The sequence below is a fragment of the Massilia suwonensis genome (assembly GCF_042655665.1).
Lineage (GTDB): Bacteria > Pseudomonadota > Gammaproteobacteria > Burkholderiales > Burkholderiaceae_D > Telluria > Telluria suwonensis.
Window position 1 is genome coordinate 1217881 of the sequence record NZ_JBHSMR010000013.1, and the last position, 25938, is coordinate 1243818.

General features: G+C 66.6%; 19 protein-coding genes and 5 tRNA genes. 9 read left to right on the forward strand and 15 right to left on the reverse strand.

The window, feature by feature from the left end; genetic code table 11:
• The first annotated feature begins 21 nt into the window (after positions 1-21).
• The 3 genes from dbpA to ACFPQ5_RS13490 all read left to right on the forward strand — a co-directional run bounded on the left by dbpA (position 22) and on the right by ACFPQ5_RS13490 (position 3443).
• On the forward strand, positions 22-1428 hold the full coding sequence (gene dbpA, locus ACFPQ5_RS13480) for an ATP-dependent RNA helicase DbpA (protein WP_379756279.1): 1407 nt from the start codon (positions 22-24) through the stop codon (positions 1426-1428).
• A 91-nt stretch (positions 1429-1519) separates the two neighbouring features.
• Positions 1520-2926 carry a PEGA domain-containing protein gene (locus tag ACFPQ5_RS13485; RefSeq protein WP_379756282.1) on the forward strand — a complete coding sequence of 469 codons (1407 nt, stop codon included), beginning with the start codon at positions 1520-1522 and terminating at the stop codon, positions 2924-2926.
• Between the two features lie 10 nt (positions 2927-2936).
• The gene (locus tag ACFPQ5_RS13490; protein ID WP_379756285.1) at positions 2937-3443 is read left to right on the forward strand and encodes a TssQ family T6SS-associated lipoprotein; all 507 of its coding nucleotides are present in this window, start codon (positions 2937-2939) and stop codon (positions 3441-3443) included.
• Positions 3444-3615: 172 nt separating this feature from the next.
• On the opposite strand, the gene ACFPQ5_RS13495 is transcribed toward ACFPQ5_RS13490, so the two are convergent.
• From ACFPQ5_RS13495 to apbC, 15 genes are all read right to left on the reverse strand, one after another.
• Entirely contained in the window at positions 3616-5226 is a 1611-nt protein-coding gene (locus tag ACFPQ5_RS13495; RefSeq protein WP_379756289.1) for an amidase, read from the reverse strand.
• Positions 5227-5370: 144 nt separating this feature from the next.
• Positions 5371-5946, reverse strand: coding sequence for an elongation factor P (locus ACFPQ5_RS13500; RefSeq protein WP_136218665.1), 576 nt, complete (start codon positions 5944-5946; stop codon positions 5371-5373).
• Positions 5947-6014: 68 nt separating this feature from the next.
• The gene (earP, locus tag ACFPQ5_RS13505) at positions 6015-7166 is read right to left on the reverse strand and encodes an elongation factor P maturation arginine rhamnosyltransferase EarP (protein ID WP_379756292.1); all 1152 of its coding nucleotides are present in this window, start codon (positions 7164-7166) and stop codon (positions 6015-6017) included.
• A 65-nt stretch (positions 7167-7231) separates the two neighbouring features.
• Positions 7232-7307, reverse strand: a tRNA-Glu gene (locus ACFPQ5_RS13510).
• 44 nt (positions 7308-7351) lie between these two features.
• Positions 7352-7427: transfer RNA gene (locus ACFPQ5_RS13515), tRNA-Glu, on the reverse strand.
• A 28-nt stretch (positions 7428-7455) separates the two neighbouring features.
• Positions 7456-7531: transfer RNA gene (locus ACFPQ5_RS13520), tRNA-Ala, on the reverse strand.
• A gap of 88 nt (positions 7532-7619) precedes the next feature.
• Positions 7620-7695: transfer RNA gene (locus ACFPQ5_RS13525), tRNA-Glu, on the reverse strand.
• A 38-nt stretch (positions 7696-7733) separates the two neighbouring features.
• Positions 7734-7809: transfer RNA gene (locus ACFPQ5_RS13530), tRNA-Ala, on the reverse strand.
• A 115-nt stretch (positions 7810-7924) separates the two neighbouring features.
• Entirely contained in the window at positions 7925-9310 is a 1386-nt protein-coding gene (gene gltX, locus ACFPQ5_RS13535) for a glutamate--tRNA ligase (RefSeq protein ID WP_379756295.1), read from the reverse strand.
• A gap of 82 nt (positions 9311-9392) precedes the next feature.
• Positions 9393-13007 carry an AMP-binding protein gene (locus tag ACFPQ5_RS13540; RefSeq protein ID WP_379756298.1) on the reverse strand — a complete coding sequence of 1205 codons (3615 nt, stop codon included), beginning with the start codon at positions 13005-13007 and terminating at the stop codon, positions 9393-9395.
• On the reverse strand, positions 13000-14382 hold the full coding sequence (locus ACFPQ5_RS13545; protein WP_379756301.1) for an aminotransferase class I/II-fold pyridoxal phosphate-dependent enzyme: 1383 nt from the start codon (positions 14380-14382) through the stop codon (positions 13000-13002). The genes ACFPQ5_RS13540 and ACFPQ5_RS13545 overlap by 8 nt, the downstream gene beginning before the upstream one ends.
• Before the next feature lie 40 nt (positions 14383-14422).
• Positions 14423-16525: a bifunctional diguanylate cyclase/phosphodiesterase gene (locus ACFPQ5_RS13550; protein ID WP_379756304.1), complete on the reverse strand. Its 2103-nt coding sequence runs from the start codon at positions 16523-16525 to the stop codon at positions 14423-14425.
• A gap of 36 nt (positions 16526-16561) precedes the next feature.
• Positions 16562-16981, reverse strand: a complete 420-nt coding sequence (locus tag ACFPQ5_RS13555; RefSeq protein WP_379756307.1) for a hypothetical protein — start codon at positions 16979-16981, stop codon at positions 16562-16564.
• Between the two features lie 158 nt (positions 16982-17139).
• Positions 17140-18159, reverse strand: coding sequence for an RNA methyltransferase (locus tag ACFPQ5_RS13560; protein WP_379756310.1), 1020 nt, complete (start codon positions 18157-18159; stop codon positions 17140-17142).
• Positions 18160-19248, reverse strand: coding sequence for an iron-sulfur cluster carrier protein ApbC (apbC, locus tag ACFPQ5_RS13565; protein WP_379756313.1), 1089 nt, complete (start codon positions 19246-19248; stop codon positions 18160-18162).
• Positions 19249-19396: 148 nt separating this feature from the next.
• Between apbC and metG the strand changes: the two genes are divergently transcribed.
• The 6 genes from metG (at position 19397) to ACFPQ5_RS13595 (ending at position 25933) form a co-directional block, all read left to right on the forward strand.
• On the forward strand, positions 19397-21538 hold the full coding sequence (gene metG / locus ACFPQ5_RS13570; RefSeq protein WP_379756316.1) for a methionine--tRNA ligase: 2142 nt from the start codon (positions 19397-19399) through the stop codon (positions 21536-21538).
• Between the two features lie 122 nt (positions 21539-21660).
• The gene (locus tag ACFPQ5_RS13575) at positions 21661-22977 is read left to right on the forward strand and encodes an enoyl ACP reductase FabMG family protein (RefSeq protein ID WP_379756317.1); all 1317 of its coding nucleotides are present in this window, start codon (positions 21661-21663) and stop codon (positions 22975-22977) included.
• 74 nt (positions 22978-23051) lie between these two features.
• Complete coding sequence (locus ACFPQ5_RS13580) at positions 23052-23252, forward strand: DUF3460 family protein (RefSeq protein ID WP_379756320.1); 201 nt, start codon at positions 23052-23054, stop codon at positions 23250-23252.
• A gap of 12 nt (positions 23253-23264) precedes the next feature.
• The gene (locus ACFPQ5_RS13585; protein ID WP_379756324.1) at positions 23265-24137 is read left to right on the forward strand and encodes a segregation and condensation protein A; all 873 of its coding nucleotides are present in this window, start codon (positions 23265-23267) and stop codon (positions 24135-24137) included.
• Positions 24138-24179: 42 nt separating this feature from the next.
• Positions 24180-25019, forward strand: coding sequence for a pantoate--beta-alanine ligase (gene panC, locus ACFPQ5_RS13590; protein WP_379756327.1), 840 nt, complete (start codon positions 24180-24182; stop codon positions 25017-25019).
• 155 nt (positions 25020-25174) lie between these two features.
• The gene (locus ACFPQ5_RS13595; protein ID WP_379756330.1) at positions 25175-25933 is read left to right on the forward strand and encodes a PilZ domain-containing protein; all 759 of its coding nucleotides are present in this window, start codon (positions 25175-25177) and stop codon (positions 25931-25933) included.
• Positions 25934-25938 lie beyond the last annotated feature (5 nt).

A 25938-nucleotide genomic window follows, 5' to 3' on the forward strand; every position in this document is an offset into this window, starting at 1 on the left:
TCCGTATCGGCTGGAGGCCGCATGACCACTTCCTTCTCCGCGCTGCCGCTGGCACCGCAATTCCTCGCCAACCTCGGTACCCTCGGCTACCACGAGATGACGCCGATCCAGGCCGAAAGCCTGCCGTCCGTCCTGCAGGGCCGCGACCTGATCGCGCAGGCGGCCACCGGCAGCGGCAAGACCGCGGCCTTCGGCATCGGCCTGCTGCATAAGCTCAATCCGGCCTGGTTCGCGGTACAGGGCCTGGTGCTGTGCCCGACGCGCGAACTGGCGGACCAGGTCGCGGGCGAATTGCGCCGCCTGGCGCGCGGCGTCGGCAACGTCAAGATCCTGACCCTGACCGGCGGCGTCGCCATGCGTCCGCAGATCGCCTCGCTCGAACACGGCGCCCACATCGTGGTCGGCACGCCCGGCCGCATCCGCGACCACCTCGGCCGCGCTACCATCGACCTGTCGAAGGTGCAGACCCTGGTGCTGGACGAAGCGGACCGCATGACCGACATGGGTTTCTACGACGAGATCGCCGGGATTGTTTCCGCCTGCCCGCAGCGGCGCCAGACCCTGCTGTTCTCGGCAACCTACCCGGACGACATCCGCCATGCCACCGCCGGCTTCCTCAACGATCCGGTCGAGATCGCGGTCGAGAGCCAGCACGACGATTCCAAGATCGAGCAGCGCTTTTATGAAGTCGGCTTCGACAACCGCGACGATGCGGTGGCGCGCCTGCTGCGTCACTACAAGCCGGTCTCGACCCTCGCCTTCTGCAACACCAAGGCCCATTGCCGCGAACTGGCGGACTCCTTGCGCGACCAGGGCTTCTCGGCGCTGGCCCTGTACGGCGAACTCGAACAGCGCGAGCGCGACGAGATCCTGATCCTGTTCGCCAACCGCAGCTGCTCGGTGCTGGTGGCGACCGACGTCGCCGCGCGCGGCCTCGACATTGCCAACCTGGAAGCGGTGATCAATGTCGACGTGTCGAAGGATGCGGAAGTCCACGTGCACCGCATCGGCCGTACCGGCCGCGGCGACGAGACCGGTCTCGCCCTGTCGCTGTGTGCGCCCAACGAAAAGAAATGGGTGCGCGCGATCGAGGAATACCAGGACGCGCCGGTCTCCTGGCACAAGGTCGAGGACTTGGGCGACTCGGTGCTGCCGGCTGAACCGGCGCCGATGGTGACCATGGTCATTGCCGGCGGCAAGAAGGACAAGCTGCGCCCGGGCGACGTGCTGGGCGCGCTCACCGGCGACGCGGGCTTGCTGAAGGACCAGGTCGGCAAGATCAACGTCACCGAATTCCAGACCTATGTCGCGCTCGACCGCGAGGTGGCGGATGCCGCTTACCGCAAGCTGAACGCGGGCAACAAGCTGGGGCCGGACTTCGGCAGCTTCAAAGGACGCAATTTCAAGATGCGCTTCCTGGAAGTCTGAAGCCGGACGGAACCCGCGCACGGTTGAACTCAGCAGCACCGCTCCAAGCTTAAATCTGGCATAGTTTTGCTAAAAATAAACGTTTAGCAAAATGACCAGCCAAACCACATCGATCTACACCCCGTTCTCGGACGGGCGCCCGGTGCGCGACGTCGTCGAGCACACCCCTGCGCTGGTCAACGAGACTTGGTGCCGCAACCTGCTGCGCCACACCCTCGACTCGCTCGAACAGCAGTACGCCAGCGGCGCCCCGCACCGCGCGATCACGCCGGATACGCTGGTGATGCTGGCCAGCGGCGAAGCGCTGCTACTGCCCTCGGTCGACGAATCGGCCTCCAGCACACCGAGCCTGCCCGACGACCTGCACGCGCTGGCCCTGATCGTCCACTATGCGATCACCGCCGAGCTGCCGCCGGAAGGCCCGCTCGGTCCGCGCCTGTACGAGGGTTACAGCGATCAATTGACCAAAGGCCTGGATTGCTGCCTGGGACCGAACCGGCGCCTGCGTCCGAACAGCATCGCCGAGATGCGCACCCTGCTGGGCATCGAAGCCGGTGCAGCCGAGCTCGTGCCGGAACCGGCCGCTGCCGCGCCGCTGGCCGACGCCGACGTGCAGGAAGCCGCCTTGATCGAGGAAGCGCCGGTCCAGGAGCCGCAGTCCGCGCCACCGGAGCCGGTTCCGGTCCGGGAGCCGGAGCCGGCGGCAGCGGAGCCCGCGCCGCTCCACGAGGAAGCGCTCAAGGCGCCCGGGATCGCGCCCGCTCCCATGCTGCGCAAGCCGGCCAGCCAGGACGAGCCGCACGCCGTGCACACGCCCGAGCGCGTCGCACCTGCCGCCTTCAGCTCGGACACCGGGCCGGCTCCGGCCGCCCCGCTGAAACCATCCGCCACGCTAGGTACCGGGCAGGCATCCCAGGGCGGACTCCAGCAAAACTGGACCACCACCGAACGCAGCAGCCGCGCGCAGCGCTGGGGCATGCTGGCCGGTGCCGCCGTCGTCGTACTGGCGGCCGGCAGCGCGCTCATCTCCTATATGCAGCAGGACGATACGCGCGACCTGGTGCCGCTGAGCCTGCCGCCGGCCGAGCGCGCCGCCAACGGCCTGGACCAGGGCGAGGCCGTGGTCGCACCGCCGCAAGCCGCCGCACCCACCGACCAGGCCGCGACTCCGCCTGCCGAGGAAGCCGTCGAAACGAACGATGCCGCCGCGACTGAGCAGGCGGCCGCGGCGGACGCGCTCGCCAAGCCCGCCGGCAGGAACGGGGGCGCCGTCGTCAACGGCACGACTTATAAACTGGTGATCAAGCCCTGGGGCACGGTGTATGTCGACGGCGTCGACCGCGGCGTGAGTCCGCCCGTCAAGCGCCTGACGCTGGCGCCGGGCCAGCACACGATCCGGATCGTGAATCCGAACTTCCCGGAGCACACGATGACGGTCGACGCCGGCTCGAAGGAAACCATGATCATCGAACACACTTTCACGGCCAAGGCCGAATAAGGAGGCTGCCATGCCGAGAACCCTCCCTTCCCACTGGCTGGGCGCCCTGCTCGCCGCTGCCGCATTGACGGGCTGCGCCGAAGTGAACTCGCTAGTGGATTCCGCCTTCAACCGCAAGCCCGCGCGAACCGTCGTGCGCGAGGTAGGCAAGGACGAGCCGCGCCCCGGTGCGCGTTCGGAATCGCGTGCCGAATCACGCAATGAAGCCCGTGCCGAAGCCGCGCCGAACCGCGACCAGACTGCACTGCGCGAAGGCATCCGCCTGTATAACGAAGGGGATTTCAATGGCGCCATCAAGCGCCTGAATTCGAGCGACATCCGCAGCAACTCACCGCTGCGCACGCGCGTGGATGCGCTGAAGTACACGGCCTTCAGCTATTGCGTCACCTCGCGTCCGAAGCAGTGCGAGCAGACCTTCGAGAAAATCCTGAAGATCGATCCCGATTTCGAACTGGAATCGGGCGAACAGGGGCATCCGCTCTGGGGTCCCGCCTTCGATCGCGCAAAACGAAACTGAGGCAGGGACGGTGACGCAAAGTCGTCACCGTAGGGTGGGCGCTCCGTGCCCACGCTGCTTGCGCATACTTTAGCTGCGACCATGCCGCGACACGTACAGCGTGGGCACGGGGCGCCCACCCTACAACTGAGATATGCGACAAAACAATTGTTTGCGCCGCATAAACACTTGTTTAAGCCTTGATGTTGACCGTGCCCGGGAAAGCCGGTGCGCGGCGGCGCTTGCTGGCCTGTTCGTAGGCATAGGCCATGCCGATCAGGGTCGCCTCGCTATAGGCGCCACCGACGAACGAGATCCCCACCGGCAAGCCGCGTGCGAAGCCGGCCGGCACCGTGATGTGCGGATAGCCGGCCACGGCCGCCGGCGACGAGAAGCTCATGCCGTAGTGGTCGCCGTTGATGTAGTCGGTCAGCCAGGCCAGGCCGCCGGTCGGCGCCACCAGCGCATCGAGCCGGTGTTCGCGCATCACCTTGTCGATGCCCTCTTCGCGCGAGTAACGCAGGTTGTTAGCCAGCGCTTCCTTGTAGGCCTTCGAATCCAGTCCTTCCTTCTGCTGGGAAGCGACCAGGTGTTCCTGGCCGAAGTACGGCATTTCGCGCGCCGCGTTCTTTTCGTTGAAGGCGATCACGTCGGCCATGTTCTTTACCGGCGCGTGCGGGGCGTACGCAGCCAGGTAAGCGGCCAGGTCCGGCTTGAATTCCTGCAGCAGCACCTCGACCTCGGTGTCGCCGTACTTGTCCGTGTTCGGCACTTTCACCTCGACCAGGGTCGCGCCCTGCGCCTTGAGGATCGCCAGTTCCTTTTCGACGATCTCGTCGATGACCGTGCTGCCGCCGAAGAAATTGCGCGCCACGCCGATGCGCTTGCCGCGCAGGCCATCCGTACGCAACGCCGCCGCGTAATCGGCGACCTTGCCCTTGCTCTCTTTTGTGACCGCATCGTCATTGTCGACGCCGGTCATGGCCGCCAGCATCAGGGCGGCATCGGCGACGCTGCGCGTCATCGGGCCGGCCGTGTCCTGCGAGTGGGCGATCGGGATGATGCCGCTGCGGCTGACCAGGCCCAGGGTCGGCTTGATGCCGACGATGCCGCAGCTCGAGGCCGGCGATACGATCGAGCCGTCGGTTTCGGTGCCGACCGCCAGCGTGGCCAGGCTGGCGGCAATGGCCGCGCCCGAACCGGAGCTGGAGCCGCTCGGATTGCGGTCGAGCGCATGCGGATTCTTCGTCTGGCCGCCGCGGCCGCTCCAGCCGCTGACCGAATGGGTCGAGCGCATGTTCGCCCATTCCGACAAATTCGTCTTGCCGATGATGACGGCGCCGGCCGCGCGCAGGCGTTCGGCAACGAACGAATCTTTCGTCGCGCGCACGCCGTGCAGGGCCAGCGAGCCGGCGCTGGTGCTCATCTTGTCGCCGGTGGCGACGTTGTCCTTCAGCAGGACCGGGATGCCATGCAACGGGCCGCGCAGCTTGCCGGCCGCGCGTTCACGGTCGAGCTCGGCTGCGATGCTCAGGGCGTCGGGATTGAGTTCGATGACGGAATTGATCTTCGGACCGGCCTTGTCGACGGCGGCGATGCGCGCCAGGTAGCGTTTCACCAGTTGCTGCGAACTTGTCTTGCCGGCCGCCATGGCGGCGCCCTGCTCGCGCACGCCGGCGTCGAGCAAGTCGTCGGCTGCCATGCCTTTCGGCGCCGCCGCTGCATTTGCCGCTACACCAGCCACCGCGCCAGCCGCCCCCGCGCCGGCGGCCGCACTCAGTCGAACGAAATCCCTGCGATCCATCTGTGTCTCCACTCTTGTTTATAAGTAAAGCACTAGCATAGCAGCGCTTGCCGGTAAGCACCATTTCCACTTGAAAAGAACGGACGAAAAAAAACGCTGCCGTTGAAGGCAGCGTTTTTCGCAAAACGTATTACAGGCTGTCGATTAGTTGCGGACGACGCGCTTGTATTCGTTGGTGCGGGTGTCGATTTCGATCGTGTCGTCCTGGCTCACGAACAGCGGCACCATGACGATGTGCTGGTGGGCTTCGATGGCGTTTTCGATCTTGGCTTCCTTCAGGACGTTGCCCGAGGTGTTGCCCTTGACGGCTGGTTCCGAGTAGACGACCTGGCGCGCGATGGTGGTCGGCAGTTCGACCGAGATCGCCTTGCCGTCGTAGAACACGGCTTCGCATTCCATACCGTCTTTCAGGTAGTGCAGCGCGTCGCCCAGGTTCTCTTCTTCGATTTCGAACTGGTTGTACTCTTCGTCCATGAAGACGTACAGCGGATCGGCGAAGTACGAGTAGGTGACCGGCTTCTTGTCCAGCACGACGACGTCGAACTTGTCATCGCCGCGGAACACGTTTTCCAGCGGAGCGTTGGTCAGAAGATTCTTCATCTTCCACTTGTAGGTGAAGCCCGTGCGGCTCGAGCCGTTGACATCGGAACGCAGGACGATAAAAGGCTTTTCATCAACCATGATGATGTTGCCGACACGGATCTCTTTTGCGGGTTTCATAGGATTATGAGTATCTAAAAAAGGGGGTTGCAGTAACAGAGCATGATACCACGTAACGCAAGCCGTGCCTAACGAAGTGAAACGGCGAATGCGAGCAGATTTGTCGCCAGGTCGCCGTTTTCCAACATCCGTGCCTGCCATTCACTCGAGCGTGCTTCGATACGCGCCTTGTCGGCCTGCAGCGCCGACCACAGCACGGACCAGTCCGCAGTGTTCGCAGCGGCGCCATTCCACTGCAGCATCACGCTTTGCAGGCTGTCGATGTCGGGTGCATATCGCCCGAGAAAGGCGCGCAGCTTCTTGTGGTGCAGGTTTTCGTCTTGCGGATAAATGTGCCAGACGAAAGGCTTGCCGGCCCATTGGGCGCGCACCCAGGAATCCTCGCCGCGCACGAAGTTCAGCTCGCAGGCCCACAGCAGGCGGTCGTAGTCAGGCTGCGGCACGAAGGGCAGCACGCGTACCGTCAAGTTGCCGCGCGTGGCGGCCGTGCCGGCATGCCCTGCCGCGCCGAGAAATTCCTCGACCGCCTGCGCGGCCACGCCTTCGGGCACCAGGCAGGTCACCGCCTCGCCGCCGTCCTGCCAGGCCGCGAACAGCTCGGCAACCGGCGCATGCGGATAGCAGAACAGCGACACTTTATAGGCGTCGATCTCGGTGTCCGATAAACCAAGGCTTTGCAGGAAGCCGCGCACCTGCTGCGGCTGGCCGAGAAAAGCTTCGCGTTCGCTTTCCAGCCCCGCTTCGCGCAGCAGTCCGCCAGTCTGGTTCGTAAAACCGGGGAAGAAGAAATACTTGGTCAGCTTCAGGCGCGGGTGCATCGACGGCAGGCGGTGGCAGCCTTCGACCCACTCTTCCGCCGTCAGGCCTTCCAGGTTCAGCCAGACCGGGCGCGGCGTGCGTGCCGCCATCGCCTCGACGTAGCGCGGCGGAATATCCACCGCGAAAAATTCGATGACGATGTCGGCCACGTCCGCAGGCGTGTAGTCGTCGTCCAGGCCGCGCCAGTGCAGCACGCGCACGCCCTGCACCTGCTGGGCTGCCGCCTCCACGTCCACTTCGGGGCAGATGCGGCGGAAGCTGGCCAGGTCGTCGACCCGGAGCGTAACAAGCACGCCATGCTCGCGCTGCAGCTGGCGTGCGAGGCGCCAGCAGATGCCGATGTCGCCGTAGTTGTCGACGACTTTGCAGAAGATGGCCAGAGTCAGGGGGGAAGCGGACATGGATGCTCGACGGGAGGGAAAGGTAGAAAAGCAAAAAGCCGCACAAGGCGGCTTTTTGCACTGACTGGCGTCCCCACGGGGATTCGAACCCCGGTACTCACCGTGAAAGGGTGATGTCCTAGGCCTCTAGACGATGGGGACCTAAAACTGTTCCGATTACTACAATACTACTGATGCCGAATTCTTGGCGTCCCCACGGGGATTCGAACCCCGGTACTCACCGTGAAAGGGTGATGTCCTAGGCCTCTAGACGATGGGGACCCTGGACTGATACATGCTGTTTTCTACGTGGTGGAGGTAAGCGGGATCGAACCGCTGACCTCTTGCATGCCATGCAAGCGCTCTCCCAGCTGAGCTATACCCCCCACGGGGAAGACAACATCATATCATACTGCTCTTACTTCTACTACTGCTGCCGCTGGCGCAGCTTCCGGCAAAACTCTGCCAAAACCTTGGCATCCCCACGGGGATTCGAACCCCGGTACTCACCGTGAAAGGGTGATGTCCTAGGCCTCTAGACGATGGGGACCCTGAACTACCGCTTATTTATTACTAAGCACTTCAAAGTGGTGGAGGTAAGCGGGATCGAACCGCTGACCTCTTGCATGCCATGCAAGCGCTCTCCCAGCTGAGCTATACCCCCCGTACTGCTGAAGTGCGAGCATTATAGCGGGGGTTCTTGCATTACGCAAATACCGATTTGACGAATATCGAGGAATGTTCGTTCCACGATATTCGCTCCCGTTTACAGTCCCGAATTAGATTCCCTTCGCGACGCGCGCCAGCACGGTCTCGCGGCCGAACAGTTCCAGCACCGCGTCGATCGCCGGCGTCTGCAGCTGGCCGGTGACGAGCAGGCGCAGCGGCATCGCAATCTGCGGCATCTTGAGGCCGTGCGCGGCCAGCACTTCCTTGAGCATGGCGGCGATCGCGGCCTTGTTCCACTCGACCGTCTGGCAACGCTCGGCAAAGGCGGCCAGCGCCGGCTTGACGGCGTCGGTCAGGTGCTGGGTCATCAGCTCCGCACTTGGTGCCGGCTGGCGGAAGAACAGCATGGCCGCATCGGCGAGTTCGTTGATCGTGTTGGTGCGGTCCTTCACCAGCGCCAGCACGGCGGGAAGATCGGGCGCGCCGTCGAACTGCGCGCCTTCCATCTTCGGGCGCACCAGCCCGGCCAGGCGCGCGTTGTCGGCGGCCTTGATGTAGTGGTTGTTCAGCCAGGCCAGCTTTTCAGGATTGAACTGGGCGGCCGAGGCGGTCAGGTGCTCGAGGTTGAACCACTCGGTGAACTGCTCCATCGAGAAGATCTCGTCGTCGCCGTGGCTCCAGCCGAGGCGCGCAAGATAATTGAGCATCGCTTCCGGCAGGTAGCCCTGCTCCGGGTATTGCATCACGCTGACGGCGCCGTGGCGCTTGGACAGCTTCTGGCCGTCCGGGCCCAGGATCATCGGCAGGTGGCCGTACTGCGGCAGCTCGGCGCCCAGCGCGCGCAGGATGTTGATCTGGCGCGGCGTGTTGTTCACGTGGTCGTCGCCGCGCAGCACGTGGGTGATCTTCATGTCCCAGTCGTCGACCGAGACGCAGAAGTTGTAGGTCGGGGTGCCGTCCGGGCGCGCGATGATCAGGTCGTCGAGTTCCTTGTTGGCGATCGTGATCGGGCCCTTGACCACGTCGTTCCAGGTGACTTCGCCGTCGAGCGGATTCTTGAAGCGCACCACCGGCTTCACGCCCGCAGGCACTTCAGGGAGCACCTTGCCCGGTTCCGGACGCCAGGTGCCGTCATAGCGCGGCTTCTCGCCGGCGGCGCGCATGCGCTCGCGCATCGCTTCGACTTCGTCCGGCGAGCAGTAGCAGAGGTAGGCGGTGCCGGCCTCCAGCATGCCCTTCACCACCTCGCGGTAGCGGTCCATGCGCTGCATCTGGTAGAACGGGCCTTCGTCGTGCGACAGGCCGAGCCACTGCATGCCGTCCAGGATCGCCTGCACCGCTTCCGGCGTCGAACGCTCGAGGTCGGTGTCTTCGATGCGCAGGATGAAGGTGCCGCCGAAGTGGCGGGCGTAGGCCCAGGAATACAGCGCGGTGCGGGCGCCGCCGAGGTGGAGGTAGCCGGTCGGGCTCGGTGCAAAACGGGTGCGGACGGTCATGGCGAAAAGCGAAAGGGTAAAGCGGCTATTTTACCCCGATGCGCTTCAAGCGGACACCGCCCTCGCCCGCCGTGCCGCTGCCCTATGCCGCCGGCACCCGCCGTTCGCCATGCGCTGCCTGACGCTGCTCGTCGCGCCGCTCATCGATATAGGCGGCCAGCGCACGCACCGTCGGGTAATCGTAGAGCAGCTCGGCGCTGACCGGGACGCCACCGGCCTGCTCGATCTCGAGCGCCAGCGGCACCGAGGCCAGCGAGTCGATGCCGATGTCGCTGAACGGCGTGTCGACGCCCCAGGCTTCGAATACCGGCGCCGCGGCTTCTTCGGCGGCCACGTCCACGGCGATGCCCGGCAAATTGTCGCCCAACCCGCCTTCGCGCAGCCAGCGGGCGACGCAGGCGCGCACCAGTTCCAGGCTGGACGGCGCGGCAGGCTCCGGCGTGTCGGCGACGGCCGCCTCAGGCATCGCCTGGCGCAGCAGCGGATCGAGCCCGCCCGCCTCCCCCGGTGCCAGTTGCTCGACGTCGCCGATCGCGCGTGCATGCTGTTCGGCGCGCGCCAGCAGCGCGGCCGCCGGCGCACAAGCGGCAAGGGCAGCGCTTTCGGCCTCGATCGCCTGGCGCAGCAGTTCCAGGCGGCGGGCCGCCCAGTCGGCCGCCTCGCCGCGCGTGGCCGCCGCCAGCAAGGTCCAGGCCGCGAATTCGCCATTGCGCACGTCCTGCCAGGCGCCGCCTTTCTCGACCGGCAGCCGGGCGGGCCAGGCTTCATGCCCCGGCGGAGCGAAGCGTTCGGCCGCCTGCCGCAGCGGATTGGCGGGCAGGCGCGCCAGCGCCCCGAGGTGGGCATATAAAGCTTCGCTCGGCCCTTCCAGGATGCGCAGCACGCGCGCGTCGCGCAGCAGTTGCGGCGCCAGGTTGTTCTCGAGGTAGCCGCGCCCGCCCAGCATCTGCATCAGGCGGTCGCTTGCCTCCCACAGCAGCTCGGAGAGCACGCACTTGCAGGCGCTGCAGGCGTCCAGCGGCAGCGCTTCGCCGGCGTCGATGCTGCCGGCCAGCGCGGCGACCAGGGCCTCGGCCGCGCCGACCGCGCAGTCGAGTTCGTGCAGGCGCAGCAGCGTGACCGGGTTGTCGAGCAGGCGCCCGCCGGCGATGTCGCGCCGCGCCGCATAGCGCGCCATCAGTTGCAGACAGCGCCGCATCGCGCCCACGCAGAGGGCGCCGATGCCCAGGCGCGCGAAGCCCATCGCATCCTGGGCCACCTCCATGCCGGCGCCGGGTTCGCCCAGCACCTGGGCATCAGCCACGAACACGCCCTCGAAACGCAGCGCGTTCTGCGGCATCGCGCGCATGCCCATCGTCGGCGCCTCAAGCCCCAGCACCAGGCCGGGCGCGTCCGCAGGCACCAGCAGCGCGACCGTGCCCAGCGCCCGTCCCGCCGCATCGAAGGCGCGCGCAAACACCGTCAGCACGCCGGCCCAGCCGGCCAGGCCGATCAGGTGCTTCTCGCCCTCCAGGCGCCAGCCGCCCTCGACCCGCTCGGCGCGGGTGCCGATCGCGCGCGGATTCGAGCCGGCCTGCGGCTCGCTCAGCGCAAACGCCGCCAGCTGGCGTCCGCTCGCCAGCACGGGCAGCCATTGGGTGCGCAGCGCCTCGGGCGCGCAGCGCAGCAGCGGACGCAGGCCGAGGCCATTGTGGACGCCCACCAGGGTCGCCAGGGTCAGGTCGATCGCGGCCAGCTGCGCCATCACGCGCACCAGGTCCGTCGTGGCCAGCGCCAGGCCGCCGGCGGCGCGCGGCGCCTGCAGCCCGAGCAGGCCGCGCGCGCCGAAATCGAGCAGGACGTGCGGCGCCAGCGAGCGGCGCTCGTCGGCCAGGCGCGAGTCGAGCCGGCGCGCCGCATAGCCGCGCAGCCAGGCGATGACGGCATCGGCACGGGTTGCGCTTCCCGCGCTGCCCTCACCTCCCACGGCTTGCGCGGTGCGCACGGCCAGCAAGGGCAAGGCGCCGCGCTGCAGCAGCTCCTTGCAACGTGCGCGCTGGACCTTGCCGCTGGTCGTGCGCGGGAACACGCCGGGTGCGACGAAGGCCAGCAGCTGCAGCGCCACGCCGGTGCCGGCCGTTACCTCGGCGCGGATCGCACGCGCCAGCGCATCGAGATCGCCGCCGCGCGCCAGCGCCCGCGTCGCCTCGACCACCAGGGCCAGGCGCTCGCCCTCCTCGCCGTCCAGCGCGAAGGCGGCGCAGCTGTTCGGCGCCAGTTCGGCGCCGGCGCGCTCGGCCAGCGCTTCGACGTCCTGGGCGTGGATCTTGCGGCCGTGGACCACGATCACGTCCTTGCGGCGGCCCGTGATATACACTTCGCCGTCGCGCACGAAACCGAGGTCGCCGCTGCGCAGCCAGCGCGCGCCCTGCAAGTGGGCCGGCGCGCCGGCGATGCGCAGGCTGAAGCTGCGGGCGCTGTCCTGGCTGCGCGCATGGTAGCCGCGGGCGACGCCGGGGCCGGCGATCCAGAGTTCGCCGATGCCGCCGTCGGCCACCGCCACGCCGCGCGCCGGATCGACCACGGCCAGCTCGACGCCCGGCGCGCAAGGGCCGCAGCTGACCAGCAGCCGGCCGCCTGCCTGGCCTGGATGCGTCTCGACGACCGCGCCGCGCTCCAGGGCCGCCGCGTCCAGCGCCAGCAGGCGCGGCGCGCGAGCGCGCGGGCCGCCCGCCACCAGCAGCGTGGCCTCGGCCATGCCATAGCAGGGAAACAGGGCTTCGCGCCGTAGCCCGCAGGGGCCGAAGGCCTCCATGAAGGCTTCCAGCGTCGCCGCGCGCACCGGCTCCGCGCCGTTGTACAGCAGCTCAAGGCTGGAAAGCGCAAGCGACGCCTTCTGCGCGTCCGTGATGCGGCGCAGGCACAGGTCCCAGGCGAAGTTCGGTCCGCCGCTGCAGGTGGCGCGGTAGCGCGTAATCGCTTCCAGCCAGGCCGCGGGACGGCGCAGGAAGCTGCCCGGCGCCATCAGCACCGAGCGGAAGCCCAGCATCAGGGGCGCGACGATGCTGCCGATCAGGCCCATGTCGTGAAAAGGCGGCAGCCAGCTGACCATGACCGTCTCCGCGCGGAAGCCGAAGGCGCTGCCGATCGCCGCGACGTTCGCGGCCATGTTCGCATGGGTCACTTCGACGCCCTTCGGCTGGCCGGTGGAGCCCGAGGTGTACTGCAGAAAAGCGACCGATTCGGAGGCCGGCCGCGGCAGGACGGCGGCGCCCGCCACGCCGGCACCGCTCAGCAGCGGCGCCGTGCAGCCGGCGCGGGCCAGCGCCGCTGCGCAGGCCGCATGTGCTTCCGGCGCGCACAGCACCAGCGCCGGCGCGGCGTCGGCCAGGAGCGCCTCCAGGCGCGAGCAATCGCGCGCGCGGTGCGCGGGCGCGGCCGGCACGGCGTAAATGCCGGCCGCCAGGCAGGCGCAGAAGGCGACGATGAAATCGATCCCCGCCGGATACAGCAGCAAGGCGCGCTGTCCGGGCGCCGCGACGTCCAGCATGCGCGCAGCCAGCGCGTCGGCGCGCGCGGCCAGTTCGGCATAGCCGATGTCCTGCTCGGCGCCGTTCTCGCGCAGGAAGGTATAGGCGATGCGCTGCGGGGTGCTGCGCGCCCGTTCGCGCAGGCGCTCGGCCAGCAGGACTGTCCCGGGGTCGGATGCGTCAGCCACGGGCGCGCTCCCGCGGCCAGGGCTGGCGCGCCGGCTCCACGCCGAGCGCCGCGCCGGCGCCGCTCACGGCCGCGCCGATCATGCGCGCACCCTGGCGCAGCTGGGCCGGACGGTGTCCCGCCATCACCTGCAGGCGCAGGCGCGCCGCACCCAGCGGCACGCCCGGATACTCGACCGCATTCACGAATACCCCCTCGCGCGCCAGCGTGCGGCCGGCCAGGCGCGCCACCTGTTCGTTGCCGATCCAGAGCGGCACGATGGCCGAGGGCACGCCGATGCAGCGCATGCCGGTTTCGGCCAGGTTGGCGCGCAAGGCCATGGCATTGCGCAGCAGCGCGTCGCGCAAGCCCTCGCCTTCGCTGCTCTCGACGATGCGCAGGGCTTCCAGCACGCAAGCCGCCTGCACCGGCGACAGCGCATTCGAAAACAGGTGCGGGCCGGCGAACAGCTGCAGCTGGCGCTTGACCGCGTGCGAGGCGCTGGCGACAAAGCCGCCGTTCGAGGCGAAGGTCTTCGAGAACGCGCCCATCACGAGATCGACCTTGCCCAGCATGCCCTGCAAGCCCAGGCTGCCGCTGCCGTTCGGGCCCAGGGCGCCGAGGTCGTGGGCGACGTCGACCAGCAAGGTGGCGTTGTACTCGCGGCACAGGTGCTGCATCAGCGGCAGGTCGGGACAATCGGCGTCCATGCTGAACAGGCCTTCTGTGACGACCAGGATGCCATTTTCGGTGTCGCGGGCGCGGATCGCGGCCAGCAGTTCGCGCACGTGGCCGGTGTCGAGGTGCCGGTGCAGTACCACGTTGCGGGTGGCGGCGTTCGCGCCCTGGCGCAGCGAGGCGTGCGCCAGCTGGTCGACCAGCACGTAGTCGCGCGCATGCACCAGCGCCGTGATGGCGCCGAAGGCCGCGCCCCAGCCGGTCGGGAACAGGGTCACGTGCTCGCACCCCAGCAGCGCGCCGAGCGCCTGCTCCAGCGCCAGCGACAGGCGGCTGTTCCCGAGCAGGACCGCCGAGCCGGCGCTGTGCGGACCGGCTTCCAGCAGGGCCGCGCGCGCCGCCTCGTGCACCGCCGGATGCGAGGCCAGCGACAGGTAATCCTGGGAAGCGAAGTTGACGCCGCGCGAGCCCGCGCTGGCGTCGCCGCCCTCCTCGCGCACGCTCGATTCGGGCGCGGGCGCGCCGTCGAGCGCGCGCGCGTACTGCCACACGCCGTGGGCGGCGCGCAGCCGGCACCAGGCGTCGAGCGCCTCGGTGCGGCGCATCAGGTTGGGGCCGCGCGGCTGCGCGAACTGGGCGACGCTGCCGCGCAATGCACCGGAGGCTTCCAGTCCGGCGATGTCGGCGGCGCGCTCGAAGACGATCGTTTCCTCGTGCACGGTGTACTCCTTGCTGAAGGGGGAATAAGAAGGAAGAAAATCAGGCTGCAAGCATGGCCGCCTGTTCGGCCTGGCGCGCAAGGAGCGCGCCGACCTGCTCGGCGGGCAGCGGACGGTGGAACAGGTAACCCTGGGCTTCGTCGCAGCCCATGGCGTCGAGGTCGCCGAGCTGCTCGGCGTTCTCGACGCACTCGGCGATCACTTTCAGCTCGAGCCGGTGCGCCATCGCCACGATGGCCTCGGCAATCGCATACGGACGCGCGCGGCCATCCTTCGCGAGCCCCTGCCCGCCGCCGTGGCCGAGCCTGCGCACGAACAGGCCGTCCATCTTGAGGATGTCGACCGGCAGTTCGGACAGGTAGTTCAGGCTCGAGTAGCCGGTGCCGAAGTCGTCGATCGACACCAGCACGCCGGCCGCGCGCAGCGAGGCCATCACGGCGCGGTTCGCCTCCAGGTCGTCGATCAGCACGCCCTCGGTGATTTCGAGGTCGAGGCAGCCGCAGGGCAGCCCGGTGTCCCCGACGATCTCCAGCACGCGCGCGGCGATGTCGGGGTGGCGCAGCTGGCGCGCCGACAGGTTGACGGCCGTCTTCACGCCGGGCAGGCCGGCGTCGCGCCAGGCGCGGTTCTGGGCGCAGGCGGTGCGCAGCACCCAGTCGCCGATGGGCACGATCATGCCGGTTTCCTCGGCCAGCGGAATGAAGCGGCCCGGATCGATGCGGCCGTAGACCGGATGCTGCCAGCGCAGCAGCGCCTCGACGCCGACGATGCGGCGCGTGGCCAGGTCGACCTGCGGCTGGTATTCGATGAAGAGCTGGTCGCGCGCGAGAGCGTCGCGCAAGCCGTTCTTCAGCGCCAGGCGTTCGCTTTGCGGCTCGCTGACGGCGCTCGAATACAGCTGGACCGTGTTCTCGCCCCAGGCGCGGGCGCTGCGCATGGCGATGTCGGCGCGCTTGAGCAGCGCATCGAGGTCGCAGTCCTCGGCCGGGTACAGGGCGACGCCGACCGAGAGCGTGACGAAGCATTCGCGTTCGCCGGCATGCAAGGGCAAGCCGAAACGGTCGAGGATCTTCTCGGCCACCTGGCGCGCGTCGCCCTCCCCGCCCAGGTCTTCCAGCAGCGCCACGAATTCGTCGCCGCTCCAGCGCGCCACCGTATCGCAGTCGCGCAGGCACTGGCGGATGATGCCGCCGGCCTGCACCAGCAGCGCGTCGCCGGCCTCGTAGCCGAGGGCATCGTTGACTTCCTTGAACTTGTTGATATTCAGGAGCAGCAGCGCGACCAGGCGGCGGTTGCGGTCGGCCCGGTCCATCGCATGGCGCAGGCGGTCGCGCAGCAGGCGCCGGTTCAGCAGGCCCGTGAGCTGGTCGCAATGCACGCCATCGAGCATGCGGCCGACGCTGGCGCCGAGGTCTGCCAGCTGCACCATGACCGGCGCGTCCGCGCGCAGCGCCAGGGGCGATTCGCCCTGCCCATGGCAGACCACGCGGTTGCGGCCGCTCGACTTGGCGAGATACAGGGCTTCGTCGGCACGCCCGACCGCCAGCCCGACCGCCTCGCCCATGCGGTATTCGGCGACCCCGATCGAGACCGTCAGCGCGATTTCGCTGCCGCCGACGCTTTCCCTGCAGCGCAGCTTCTCGATCGCCCCGCGCACGCGCTCGGCCAGCACCATGGCGTCGGCGGCCGGGGTTTCGGGCAGCATCAGCAGGAATTCCTCGCCGCCGTAGCGCCCGAAGCTGTCGCTGTTACGCACCAGGCCCTGCACGGTGCCGGCAAAGGCGCGCAGCACGGTGTCGCCGGCGCTGTGGCCCCAGGTGTCGTTGATGCGCTTGAAGAAGTCGATGTCGAGCAGGCAGAGGCAAAAGGCGCGGCCGTTGCGGTCGCTGCGTTCCTTTTCCCGGTCGATCAGGCCGAGCAGGTGGCGGCGGTTGTGCACGCCCGTCAGTTCGTCGCGGATCGCCAGCTCGTTGATGGTGCCCAGCGCCTGCTCGAGCTTGACGAAGCCCTGGGTCTTGGTCAGCTCGAACAGCAGCGCGAATACCAGCACCACCACGAACAGGCCGAGGTGGCAGGCCAGGTACAGGAGCGCCATGTCGGCCACCGGGTGGTTAGGGAGCGGATAGCCGGCGCCGGGCAGCATGTAGATGGCGACGGCGGCGGCGCAGCTGAGCGCCAGCTAGAACAGGGCGCTGGCGACGCCGCCGAGGAACATCGCGACCAGCGGCGCCGTGATCAGCCAGCTGGCGGTGGGCGCGCCGATGCCGCCCAGGTTGTAGCTGAGCCAGGTGAAATTGAAGAACAGCGCGCACAGGAACAGTTCGCGCGCCGCCCAGATGCTGCCGCTCAGGCGCAGCAGCAGCGGCGAGAACAGCATGCCGAGGCAGCACAGCAGGATCTCGACGGCGGCCGCGTCGAAGCCGAGCAGGTGGTAGGCCAGCGCATAGAAGGGCCCGGCGGTGCCGGCCAGCAGCGCCGCGTTGACGACGTTTTCGGCGCGCGTGCGCACATTGGCCGCCTGGGTCAACAGGTTGGCGGGGATGAACCAGTGGGTCGCGCCCAGGTAACGGTCGCTCCATCGCGCGCAGGTGCTGTTCATGTGTCCTTGGTCCGGCTGAAAGGCCGCTTGGCGAATCGGGTCAAACGCCAGTGTAGGAAGGTTGTTCCTACAGACTTTATTTTTAAACAGAACGGATGCGGAAAAACATGCGCGCAACGCTTGACAAGAAAAAGCGTCGTGTTGGCATGGGAGAAACTTCAGGCGCGTTTCAGTGGAATGCTGCGGCCGACGCGCGCGCGCAACTGGCCGCAGCCGCCCTCCACGTCCTGGCCGGCCGAGTCGCGCAGCTTGGTCAGCACGCCGCGCGCATGCAAGTGGGCGGCAATCGCCCGTGCCTTGTCCCAGCTCGGACGCCGGAAGGCGAGGTCGGGGATCGTGTTGTAGGGGATCATGTTGAGGATGGCGTACTTGCCGCGCAGGAGGGCGACAATGCCGTCCAGCTCGTCCTCGCCATCGTTGACGCCTTCGAGCAGGGTCCACTGGTACTGGATCGGATAGCCGGACAGGCGCGCATAGCGTTCGCCGAAGTCCACCAGTTCCGCGGGCGCCAGCCTGGGAGCACGCGGCAGCAGCTCGGCGCGCAGGTCCGGCTTCGTCGTGTGCAGCGACAGCGCCAGCGCCGGCTTCACCCGCCCCAGCGGCAGGCGCTCGAAGGCGCGCGGGTCGCCGACGGTCGAGAACACGAGGTTTTTATGCGGGATATTCGCTTCGATGCCGAGCAGCTCGATGGCTTCCAGCACATTGTCCAGGTTATGGGCCGGCTCGCCCATGCCCATGAATACGACTTTCTTGACGGGACGGCGCGCGCGGGCCAGCACCACCTGGGCCACGATCTCGCCGCTGCTCACCTGGCGTAATAAACCTTCGCGCCCGGTCATGCAGAACCGGCAGCCGACGGCGCAACCGACCTGGCTCGAGACGCAGACGCCGTCGCGCGGCAGCAGCACGGTTTCGACGGCCTGGCCGTCGGCCAAGCCCACCAGCAGGCGCGCCGAGCCGTCTTCGGCCGGATGCTCGCTGAGTACGCGCGCCAGCCCCGCCAGCTCGGCATCGAGCTGCGGCAAGGCTTCGCGTACGGCTTTCGGTAAATAGTCGGCGGGACGGCGCCGCCCGCGTTCGTGCGGCGCGCCCTGCACCCAGTCGCGCAGGACGCGCGCCTGGTGTTCGGGTAAGGCGCCCAGGCTGGCCAGGCGCTCCCGGATTGCTGCAAGCCGCATTTAGTCGTTCTTGACGACGATGCTCGGGAATTTACTCGTCATGTCCTTCGCCTTCTCGGCCACCTTGACGGCGACCTTGCGCGCGATCTCCTTATAGACCGAAGCCACGGCGCCATCCGGATCGGCGACCACCGTCGGGCGGCCGGAATCGGTCTGCTCGCGGATCGACATCGTGAGCGGCAGCGCGCCCAGGAAATCGACGCCGAAGTCCTTGCACATCTTCTCGCCGCCGCCCGCACCAAAAATCGCCTCGGTATGGCCGCAGTTCGAGCAGATATGGGTGCTCATGTTCTCGACGATGCCGATGATCGGGATGCCAACTTTCTCGAACATTTTCAGGCCCTTGCGCGCGTCCAGCAGCGCGATGTCCTGCGGCGTGGTGACGATCACGGCGCCCGTGACCGGCACTTTCTGCGACAGGGTCAGCTGGATGTCGCCGGTGCCCGGAGGCATGTCGACGATCAGGTAATCGAGGTCGCGCCAGTTGGTCTGCTCGAGCAGCTGCTGCAGCGCCTGGGTGACCATCGGACCGCGCCAGACCATGGGCTCGTCCGGATCGATCATGAAGCCGATCGAGGACACCTGCACGCCGTGGTTTTCCAGCGGCTCCATGGTCTTGCCGTCCAGGCTTTCCGGACGCGCATTAATACCCAGCATCATCGGCTGCGACGGACCGTAGATGTCGGCATCGAGCACGCCGACGCTGGCGCCCTCGGCGGCCAGCGCCAGGGCCAGGTTGACGGCCGTGGTCGACTTGCCGACGCCGCCCTTGCCCGAGGCGACGGCGATGATGTTCTTCACGTTCGGCATGACCTTCAGGCCGCGCTGCACGGCGTGCGACAGGATTTTCACTTGTACGCTGACGCTGACGTTGCTTACGCCCGGGATCGCCTTGACGGCGTTCACGGCCAGTGCGCGCATGGGCGCGATCTGGCTTTTTGCCGGATAGCCGAGTTCGAGGTCGAACGCGACGTCGGCGCCGTCGACCTGGACGTTCTTGACCGATTTGGAGGACACGAAGTCCTTGCCCGTATTAGGATCGATGACCTTTGCCAGTGCCGCCTTGACGTCGTCTGCTGTGATGCTCATGTGTTTCTCCGAATGTGATGCGCGCAGTGTAGCAAAAATCGGCCCATGCTCTCTTGTTGAAATGGCAAAACCGGCCAATACCCCCTAAACGTTTAGGGCCATCCGCTGGTAGAATGCCTTTTTTCCGTCCACTAATAGCGTTTCGACCATGACCCGCAAGCTGTTCGTCACTACCGCCCTGCCCTACGCGAATGCCGCCTTCCACATCGGCCACATGATGGAGTACATCCAGGCCGACATCTGGGTCCGCTTCCAGCGAATGCAGCGCGACGGCGACGCCAGGCGCCAGGTGCATTTCGTTTGCGCCGACGACACCCACGGCACGCCGATCATGATCGCCGCCGAGAAGGAAGGCATTACCCCGCAGGAATTCGTGGCCAAGATCGCCGCCGGCCGTCCCCAGTACCTGGACGGCTTCCACATCGCCTTCGACAACTGGTATTCGACCGATTCGCCGGAAAACGTCGAGCTCTCGCAAGGCATCTACCGCAAGCTGCGCGACGCCGGCCTGATCGTGACGAAAACCGTCGACCGCTTCTTCGACCCGGTCAAGGGCATGTTCCTGGCCGACCGCAACATCAAGGGCGAGTGCCCGCAATGCCATGCGAAAGACCAGTACGGCGACAACTGCGAAGTCTGCGGCGCCGCCTACCAGCCGACCGAACTGATCAATCCGTACTCGGTGTTCACCGGATCGGCCCCGGTCCTGAAACCGTCGGAGCAGTATTTCTTCAAGCTGTCCGACCCGCGCTGCTTCCACTTCCTGAAGGACTGGCTGAACACCCCGGGCCGCCTGCAGCCTGAGATGGTGAACAAGGTCTCCGAGTGGCTGGGCGAATCCGGCGAAAAGCTGGCGGACTGGGACATTTCCCGCGACGCGCCCTACTTCGGCATCCCGATTCCGGATGCGCCGGGCAAATTCTTCTACGTCTGGCTGGACGCGCCGGTCGGCTACCTGGCTTCGCTGAAGAATTACTTCGACAAGCAGGGCCTGGATTTCGACGCCTTCCTCAAGGACCCGAACGCCGAGCAGGTGCACTTCATCGGCAAGGACATCGTGTCCTTCCACCTGCTGTTCTGGCCGGCGATGCTGAATTTCTCGGGCCACCCGATCATCGACAAGCTGAAAGTCGCCGTCCACGGCCACCTGACGGTCAACAACGAAAAGATGTCGAAGTCGCGCGGCACCGGTATTTCTCCGCTGCGCTACCTGGAACTGGGCATGAACCCGGAATGGCTGCGCTATTACCTGGCGTTTAAATTGAACGCGAAAGTCGAAGACCTCGACTTCAACGGCGAGGACTTCGTCGCCCGCGTGAATAGCGACCTGATCGGCAAGTACGTGAACATCGCCAGCCGCTGCGCCGGCTTCATCGCCAAGAAGTTCGACGGCAAGCTGGCCTCCAGCCTGTCCGACAATGCCAAGTCGTGGATCGCGAAAGCCCTGACCGTGGACGGCGCCGAGCGCCAGGCGAGCATCGCCGCCGCCTTCGAAGCCCGCGAATTCGGCCGTGCGCTGCGCGAGATCATGGAGATCGCCGACGTCACCAACCAGTTCGTCGACGAGAACAAGCCGTGGATCCTGGCCAAGGACGAAACCAAGACGGCCGAACTGCACGACGTCTGCACCACGGCCCTGATCCTGTTCCGCCAGCTGACCATCATGCTCTCGCCGGTGCTGCCGCAAGTGGCCGCGCGCGTCTCGGAATTCCTGGGCGACGCCGGCTTCAGCTGGGCGGATACCCAGGGCGACGCCGTCACCAGCGCGATGCTGGGCCGCACGATCGGCGCCTACAGCCACCTGATGCAGCGCGTGGACGCCAAGATGGTCGAGAACCTGTTCGACAAGCCGGCTGCGCCTGCCCCGGCTGCCGTCGTGTCCGACGCCAGCCTGGCCGTAGCCGCGACCGCCCCGGTGGAAGAGGCAGCCGATATCGAAGAACTCGCTCCGGAAATCTCGATCGACGATTTCACGAAGATCGACCTGCGCGTGGCACGCATCGTCAACTGCGAACACGTCGAAGGCGCCGGCAAGCTGCTGCGCCTGACGCTGGACGTGGGCGAAGGCCGTCACCGCAATGTATTCTCCGGCATCAAGTCGGCCTACAAGCCGGAGGAACTGGTCGGCAAGCTGACGGTCATGGTGGCCAACCTGGCGCCGCGCAAGATGAAGTTCGGCGTCTCGGAAGGCATGGTGCTGTGCGCCTCGGCTGCCGACGAGAAGACCAATCCGGGCCTGTACCTGCTGGATCCGATGCCGGGCGCGACGCCGGGCATGCGCATTCGCTGAGCCGGGGCAATGCCCCGGGAAGATCGTTTCCCGGGGCCCAAGGCGGCGTTATAATGCCGTTTTTCTGAAGAAACACGCGCTCCAGACGCCCCTACAAACTCCTTTGAGAGGTAGAAAATAACATGACCGAACTCACTCCCCTCCGCCATATCCCTACCGCCAACGTGTTCCGCAAGGGCGACGTCTTCGTCCTGTTCGGCGAACTGTTCGGCCGCGGCTATGTGAACGGCCTGATCGACGAGGCGCGCAAGGCGGGCATGACGATCGTCGGCATCACTGTCGGCCGCCGCGACGAGACCGGCGCCCTGCGCGCCCTGACCGCGGAAGAGCACGCTGAAGCCGAAGAGAAGCTGGGCGGCCGCATCGTCAACGTGCCGCTGATGGCCGGGTTCGACATGGACGCGCCGGAAGGCGAGCAGAACCCGACCGAACTGCTGGCCGACGTGAAACTCAAGACCTGGCAGGACGACAAGCTGGACTGGGAAAAGATCGAGCGCTGCCGCGAAGCCGGCGTGCGCCGCTTTACCACCAGCGCCGCCCAGGCGATGGCCGAAATCGACAAGCTGATCCCGGAAGGCGCCAACGTCTTCTTCGCCCACACCATGGCCGGCGGCATTCCGAAGATCAAGGCCTTCCTGGCCATTGCCAACCGCATCTATAAAGGCCGCGGCGACCGTTTCGAGTCCTCGCGCGCCCTGCTGGAGAGCGACCTGGGCAAGCTGATCCTGATGAACTTCGACGAAGTCACGGCCAACACGCTCAAGTACCTGATCGATGCCTCGGCGCCGATCCGCGAGCGGGTAACGAAAGCAGGCGGCGAAGTGCGCTACACGGCCTACGGCTACCACGGCACCGAGATCCTGATCGGCGGCGAATACGTCTGGCAGACCTATACCAACTACACCCAGGGCTACGCCAAGATGCGCCTGGAAAGCGTTGCACAGGCCGCCTGGAACCAGGGCATCGCCGCCACCGTCTTCAACTGCCCGGAAATCCGCACCAATTCCTCGGACATCTTCGTGGGCGTCGAACTGTCGCTGTTCCCGCTGCTGACCGCGCTGAAGAAGGAAGGCGGCGGCGCCTGGGCCGACCAGCAATGGCAGATCTGCCAGGACCTGCTGGGCGAAGGCACCTCGCTGCAGTCGCTGCTGGACAAGATCGAGCAGTACAACAACGACCCGACCAGCGCCCAGTTCCGCAACTTCGAAGCCTGGCCGATGGACAACACCCCGGCCCTGGCCGACGTGATGATCGGCACCTCGGAAGAGATCACCGGCCTGCACAAGGACAAGAAAGCCCTGATCACCGACCACCTGTCGAGCCTGGTGCTTGAAGGCGCCGGCCCGCTGATGTTCTACGGCGCGTCGGAGAAGATCGCCCCGGTGCTGTGGCTGAACCACGACATCATTGCACGCCAACTCAACGCGCTGCATCCTTAAACTTGACGCCGGGACGCGTGGGGCGGAACAATCTGCCGTCGCCGTCCCGGCATTTATTTTCTGAATCAAATCAAATGGCTAAATTTACCGGTTACGTATCCGAGCACACCAAGTTCATCGAAGAGCTGAAGGCGAAAACGCCGGGTATGGAACAGCGCCAACAGGAAGGCCGCTCCCTGCTGTGGGACAAGGCCCCGATCTCGCTCGACGAAGAAGCGCGCATCAAAGCATCGCGCCTGCGCCAGAACGCGTACCCTTACCAGACCAAGGTCTAAAGGCCACCAGGCATGCTGCCGGAGCAGGTTGCGCCCGAGCTTGAACCCAAGGCCGCAGCCGATGGAGCGAACGTAGACGAAGCCGCCCGCCTCGACGATGCCGCCGCGGCGGCGATTGCGCGCCTGTACGGCGAGCCGCTGCTGCGCATGCCGAACGACCTGTACATCCCGCCCGACGCCCTCGAGATCTTCCTCGACGCCTTCGAAGGCCCGCTCGACCTGCTGCTCTACCTGATCCGCAAGCAGAACTTCAACATCCTCGACATTCCGATGGCGCAGGTGACCCTGCAATACCTGGAATACGTCGAGCAGATCCGGAAAAGCAACCTGGAACTGGCCGCCGAGTATCTGCTGATGGCGGCGATGCTGATCGAGATCAAGTCGAGGATGCTGCTCCCGAAGCGCCAGGACGACCTGGTCGAAGACGCGGGCGACCCGCGTGCGGAGCTGGTGCGGCGCCTGCTGGAATACGAGCAGATCAAGCTGGCCGCCGTGCGCCTGGGCGCGATTCCGCAGGAAGGCCGCGATTTCCAGCGTCCTTCGCTGACCGTCGAGCAAAGCCTGACGCCGGTCCTGCCGCATGTCGATCCGCACGACCTGCAACGCGCCTGGCTCGATGTGCTGCGCCGCGCGAAGCTGACCCAGCACCACCGCATCGGGCGCCAGGAACTGTCGGTGCGCGAGCACATGTCGGCGATTTTGCGTACCCTGCAGTCGCAGCGCTTCGTCGAATTCGGCGAGCTGTTCGCCGGCTCGGAATCGGTGCCCATCGTCGTGGTCCATTTTGTCGCCCTGCTCGAGCTGGCCAAGGAAACCCTGGTCGAAATCACGCAGGCAGAACCGTTCGCGCCGATTTACGTGCGCCTGGCATACTCGCCGGCATAGCGGCCTGCTTGCGCATGCAATTAACTTAACGCATACAACACCATGAAAATCATCACCACCATCGAGGAACTGCGCGACCAGATGCGCGGCCAGCTGCGCACCGCCTTCGTGCCGACGATGGGCAACCTGCACGAGGGCCACCTGTCGCTGATGCGCCTGGCGCGCAAGCATGGCGACCCGGTGGTCGCCTCCATCTTCGTCAACCGCCTGCAGTTCGGCCCGAACGAAGACTTCGACAAGTATCCGCGCACCTTCCAGGCCGACGTCGAGAAGCTGGAAAAGGAAGGCGTGTACGTGCTGTTCGCGCCGACCGAGAAGGACCTGTATCCGGAGCCGCAGGAATACCGCGTGCAGCCGCCCGACACCCTGGGCAACACACTGGAAGGCGAGTTCCGTCCGGGCTTCTTCGGCGGCGTCTGCACGGTCGTGACCAAGCTGTTCTCCTGCGTGCAGCCGCGCGTGGCCGTGTTCGGCAAGAAGGATTACCAGCAGCTGATGATCGTGCGTAACATGGCGCGCCAGTTCGCGCTGCCGACCGAAATCATCGGCGCCGAGACTTATCGCGCCGAAGACGGCCTGGCCCTGTCCTCGCGCAACATGTATCTGTCGCCGGAAGAACGCGCCGAGGCGCCGGCCCTGTTCCAGGGCCTGAATTTCGTCGCCAACGAGATCCGCGGCGGCCACCTCGACATCTTCTCGATCGAGCGCGAAGCGATGGCCCAGCTGGGCAGCCGCGGCTGGAAGCCGGACTACATCTCGGTACGCAAGCGCGTCGACCTGCAGCCGCCATCGGCCGGCGACCTGGCCGAAGGCGCGCCGCTGGTCGTGCTGGCCGCCGCCAAGCTCGGCACCACGCGCCTGATCGACAACCTGGAAATCTGAGCGCTGTTTTCAAGTGTTTTGACGCGCCGGTGCAACGCCGGCGCTGACATCCTGCAAACAACTATTAACTTTTTGCAACAGGCAGCACGGCGGTTTATACTGGCGATGGCCCGGCGTGCTGCCGGGCAGTTTTTTCCGCTGCAAGGATCGCCGCCGTGACCGACACCCCGAACCACCCGCCCCGCAAGGGTCCGCCCCGTCCCTGCGACGTGCTCGAGCGCATCAACGGCAGCGCCACGCCGCACGAGATGCGCGATCCCTTCGACATCGGCGAAACCTTCACCAGCCTGGCCGCGTCGGGCGAGGCGCTGACGATCTACCCGAGCGGCCTGGCCGACCCCGTGCTGGCGCGCATCGACGCGGTGCACCCGGAAGAACCGCATTTCACGCTCGACGTCCTCAAGCAGATCCCGCCCGGCCGCGCGACGTTCGTGGCTGCGCTCGGCGGCAATGCCAAGCTCCAGTTCGACCTGACGGGCGAATGGATCCCGCAGCCGGGTATGCCCAATATGGTGCCGGCCGTGTTCCCGGAATCCTGCCTGGTGCTGAACCGGCGCGCCGCGCCGCGCCTGGACACGCCCATCAACGGCAGCTACGCCGCCACTTTTACCCTGCTGAACAAGCAGTTCGAGCTGCCCCTGTGCGACTATTCGACGAGCGGCGTCGGCCTGCGCGCCACGCCGGACCAGGCGGTCGAACTGTATGTGGGACGTAAATTGAAGAGCGTGCGCCTGCAGCTCGGACCGGCGCTGGCGATCGTCGCCGACCTGGAAATCCGACTGCTGCGGCCATTCCGCAGTTTTCTCTTGGGCGAGCAGGTGCAAGTCGGGTGCAGCATCGATAACATCGAGATGCAGATGCAGCAGACCTTGCAGAGGTTGGTAACGTCAAACCGGGGCCGGCAGGCCGCGTAGGTAAC

What these genes read in the sequence shown, in the direction of transcription:
- ACFPQ5_RS13575 (WP_379756317.1), top strand. Translation starts at nt 21,661, where the DNA reads ATGACCGAACTCACTCCCCTCCGCCATATCCCTACCGCCAACGTGTTC.
- ACFPQ5_RS13495 (WP_379756289.1), bottom strand. Translation starts at nt 5,226, where the DNA reads ATGGATCGCAGGGATTTCGTTCGACTGAGTGCGGCCGCCGGCGCGGGG.
- ACFPQ5_RS13560 (WP_379756310.1), bottom strand. Translation starts at nt 18,159, where the DNA reads ATGCGGCTTGCAGCAATCCGGGAGCGCCTGGCCAGCCTGGGCGCCTTA.
- dbpA (WP_379756279.1), top strand. Translation starts at nt 22, where the DNA reads ATGACCACTTCCTTCTCCGCGCTGCCGCTGGCACCGCAATTCCTCGCC.
- ACFPQ5_RS13555 (WP_379756307.1), bottom strand. Translation starts at nt 16,981, where the DNA reads ATGAACAGCACCTGCGCGCGATGGAGCGACCGTTACCTGGGCGCGACC.
- ACFPQ5_RS13550 (WP_379756304.1), bottom strand. Translation starts at nt 16,525, where the DNA reads ATGCTGCCCGGCGCCGGCTATCCGCTCCCTAACCACCCGGTGGCCGAC.
- gltX (WP_379756295.1), bottom strand. Translation starts at nt 9,310, where the DNA reads ATGACCGTCCGCACCCGTTTTGCACCGAGCCCGACCGGCTACCTCCAC.
- ACFPQ5_RS13585 (WP_379756324.1), top strand. Translation starts at nt 23,265, where the DNA reads ATGCTGCCGGAGCAGGTTGCGCCCGAGCTTGAACCCAAGGCCGCAGCC.
- panC (WP_379756327.1), top strand. Translation starts at nt 24,180, where the DNA reads ATGAAAATCATCACCACCATCGAGGAACTGCGCGACCAGATGCGCGGC.
- ACFPQ5_RS13485 (WP_379756282.1), top strand. Translation starts at nt 1,520, where the DNA reads ATGACCAGCCAAACCACATCGATCTACACCCCGTTCTCGGACGGGCGC.
- ACFPQ5_RS13490 (WP_379756285.1), top strand. Translation starts at nt 2,937, where the DNA reads ATGCCGAGAACCCTCCCTTCCCACTGGCTGGGCGCCCTGCTCGCCGCT.
- ACFPQ5_RS13580 (WP_379756320.1), top strand. Translation starts at nt 23,052, where the DNA reads ATGGCTAAATTTACCGGTTACGTATCCGAGCACACCAAGTTCATCGAA.
- earP (WP_379756292.1), bottom strand. Translation starts at nt 7,166, where the DNA reads ATGTCCGCTTCCCCCCTGACTCTGGCCATCTTCTGCAAAGTCGTCGAC.
- metG (WP_379756316.1), top strand. Translation starts at nt 19,397, where the DNA reads ATGACCCGCAAGCTGTTCGTCACTACCGCCCTGCCCTACGCGAATGCC.
- apbC (WP_379756313.1), bottom strand. Translation starts at nt 19,248, where the DNA reads ATGAGCATCACAGCAGACGACGTCAAGGCGGCACTGGCAAAGGTCATC.
- ACFPQ5_RS13500 (WP_136218665.1), bottom strand. Translation starts at nt 5,946, where the DNA reads ATGAAACCCGCAAAAGAGATCCGTGTCGGCAACATCATCATGGTTGAT.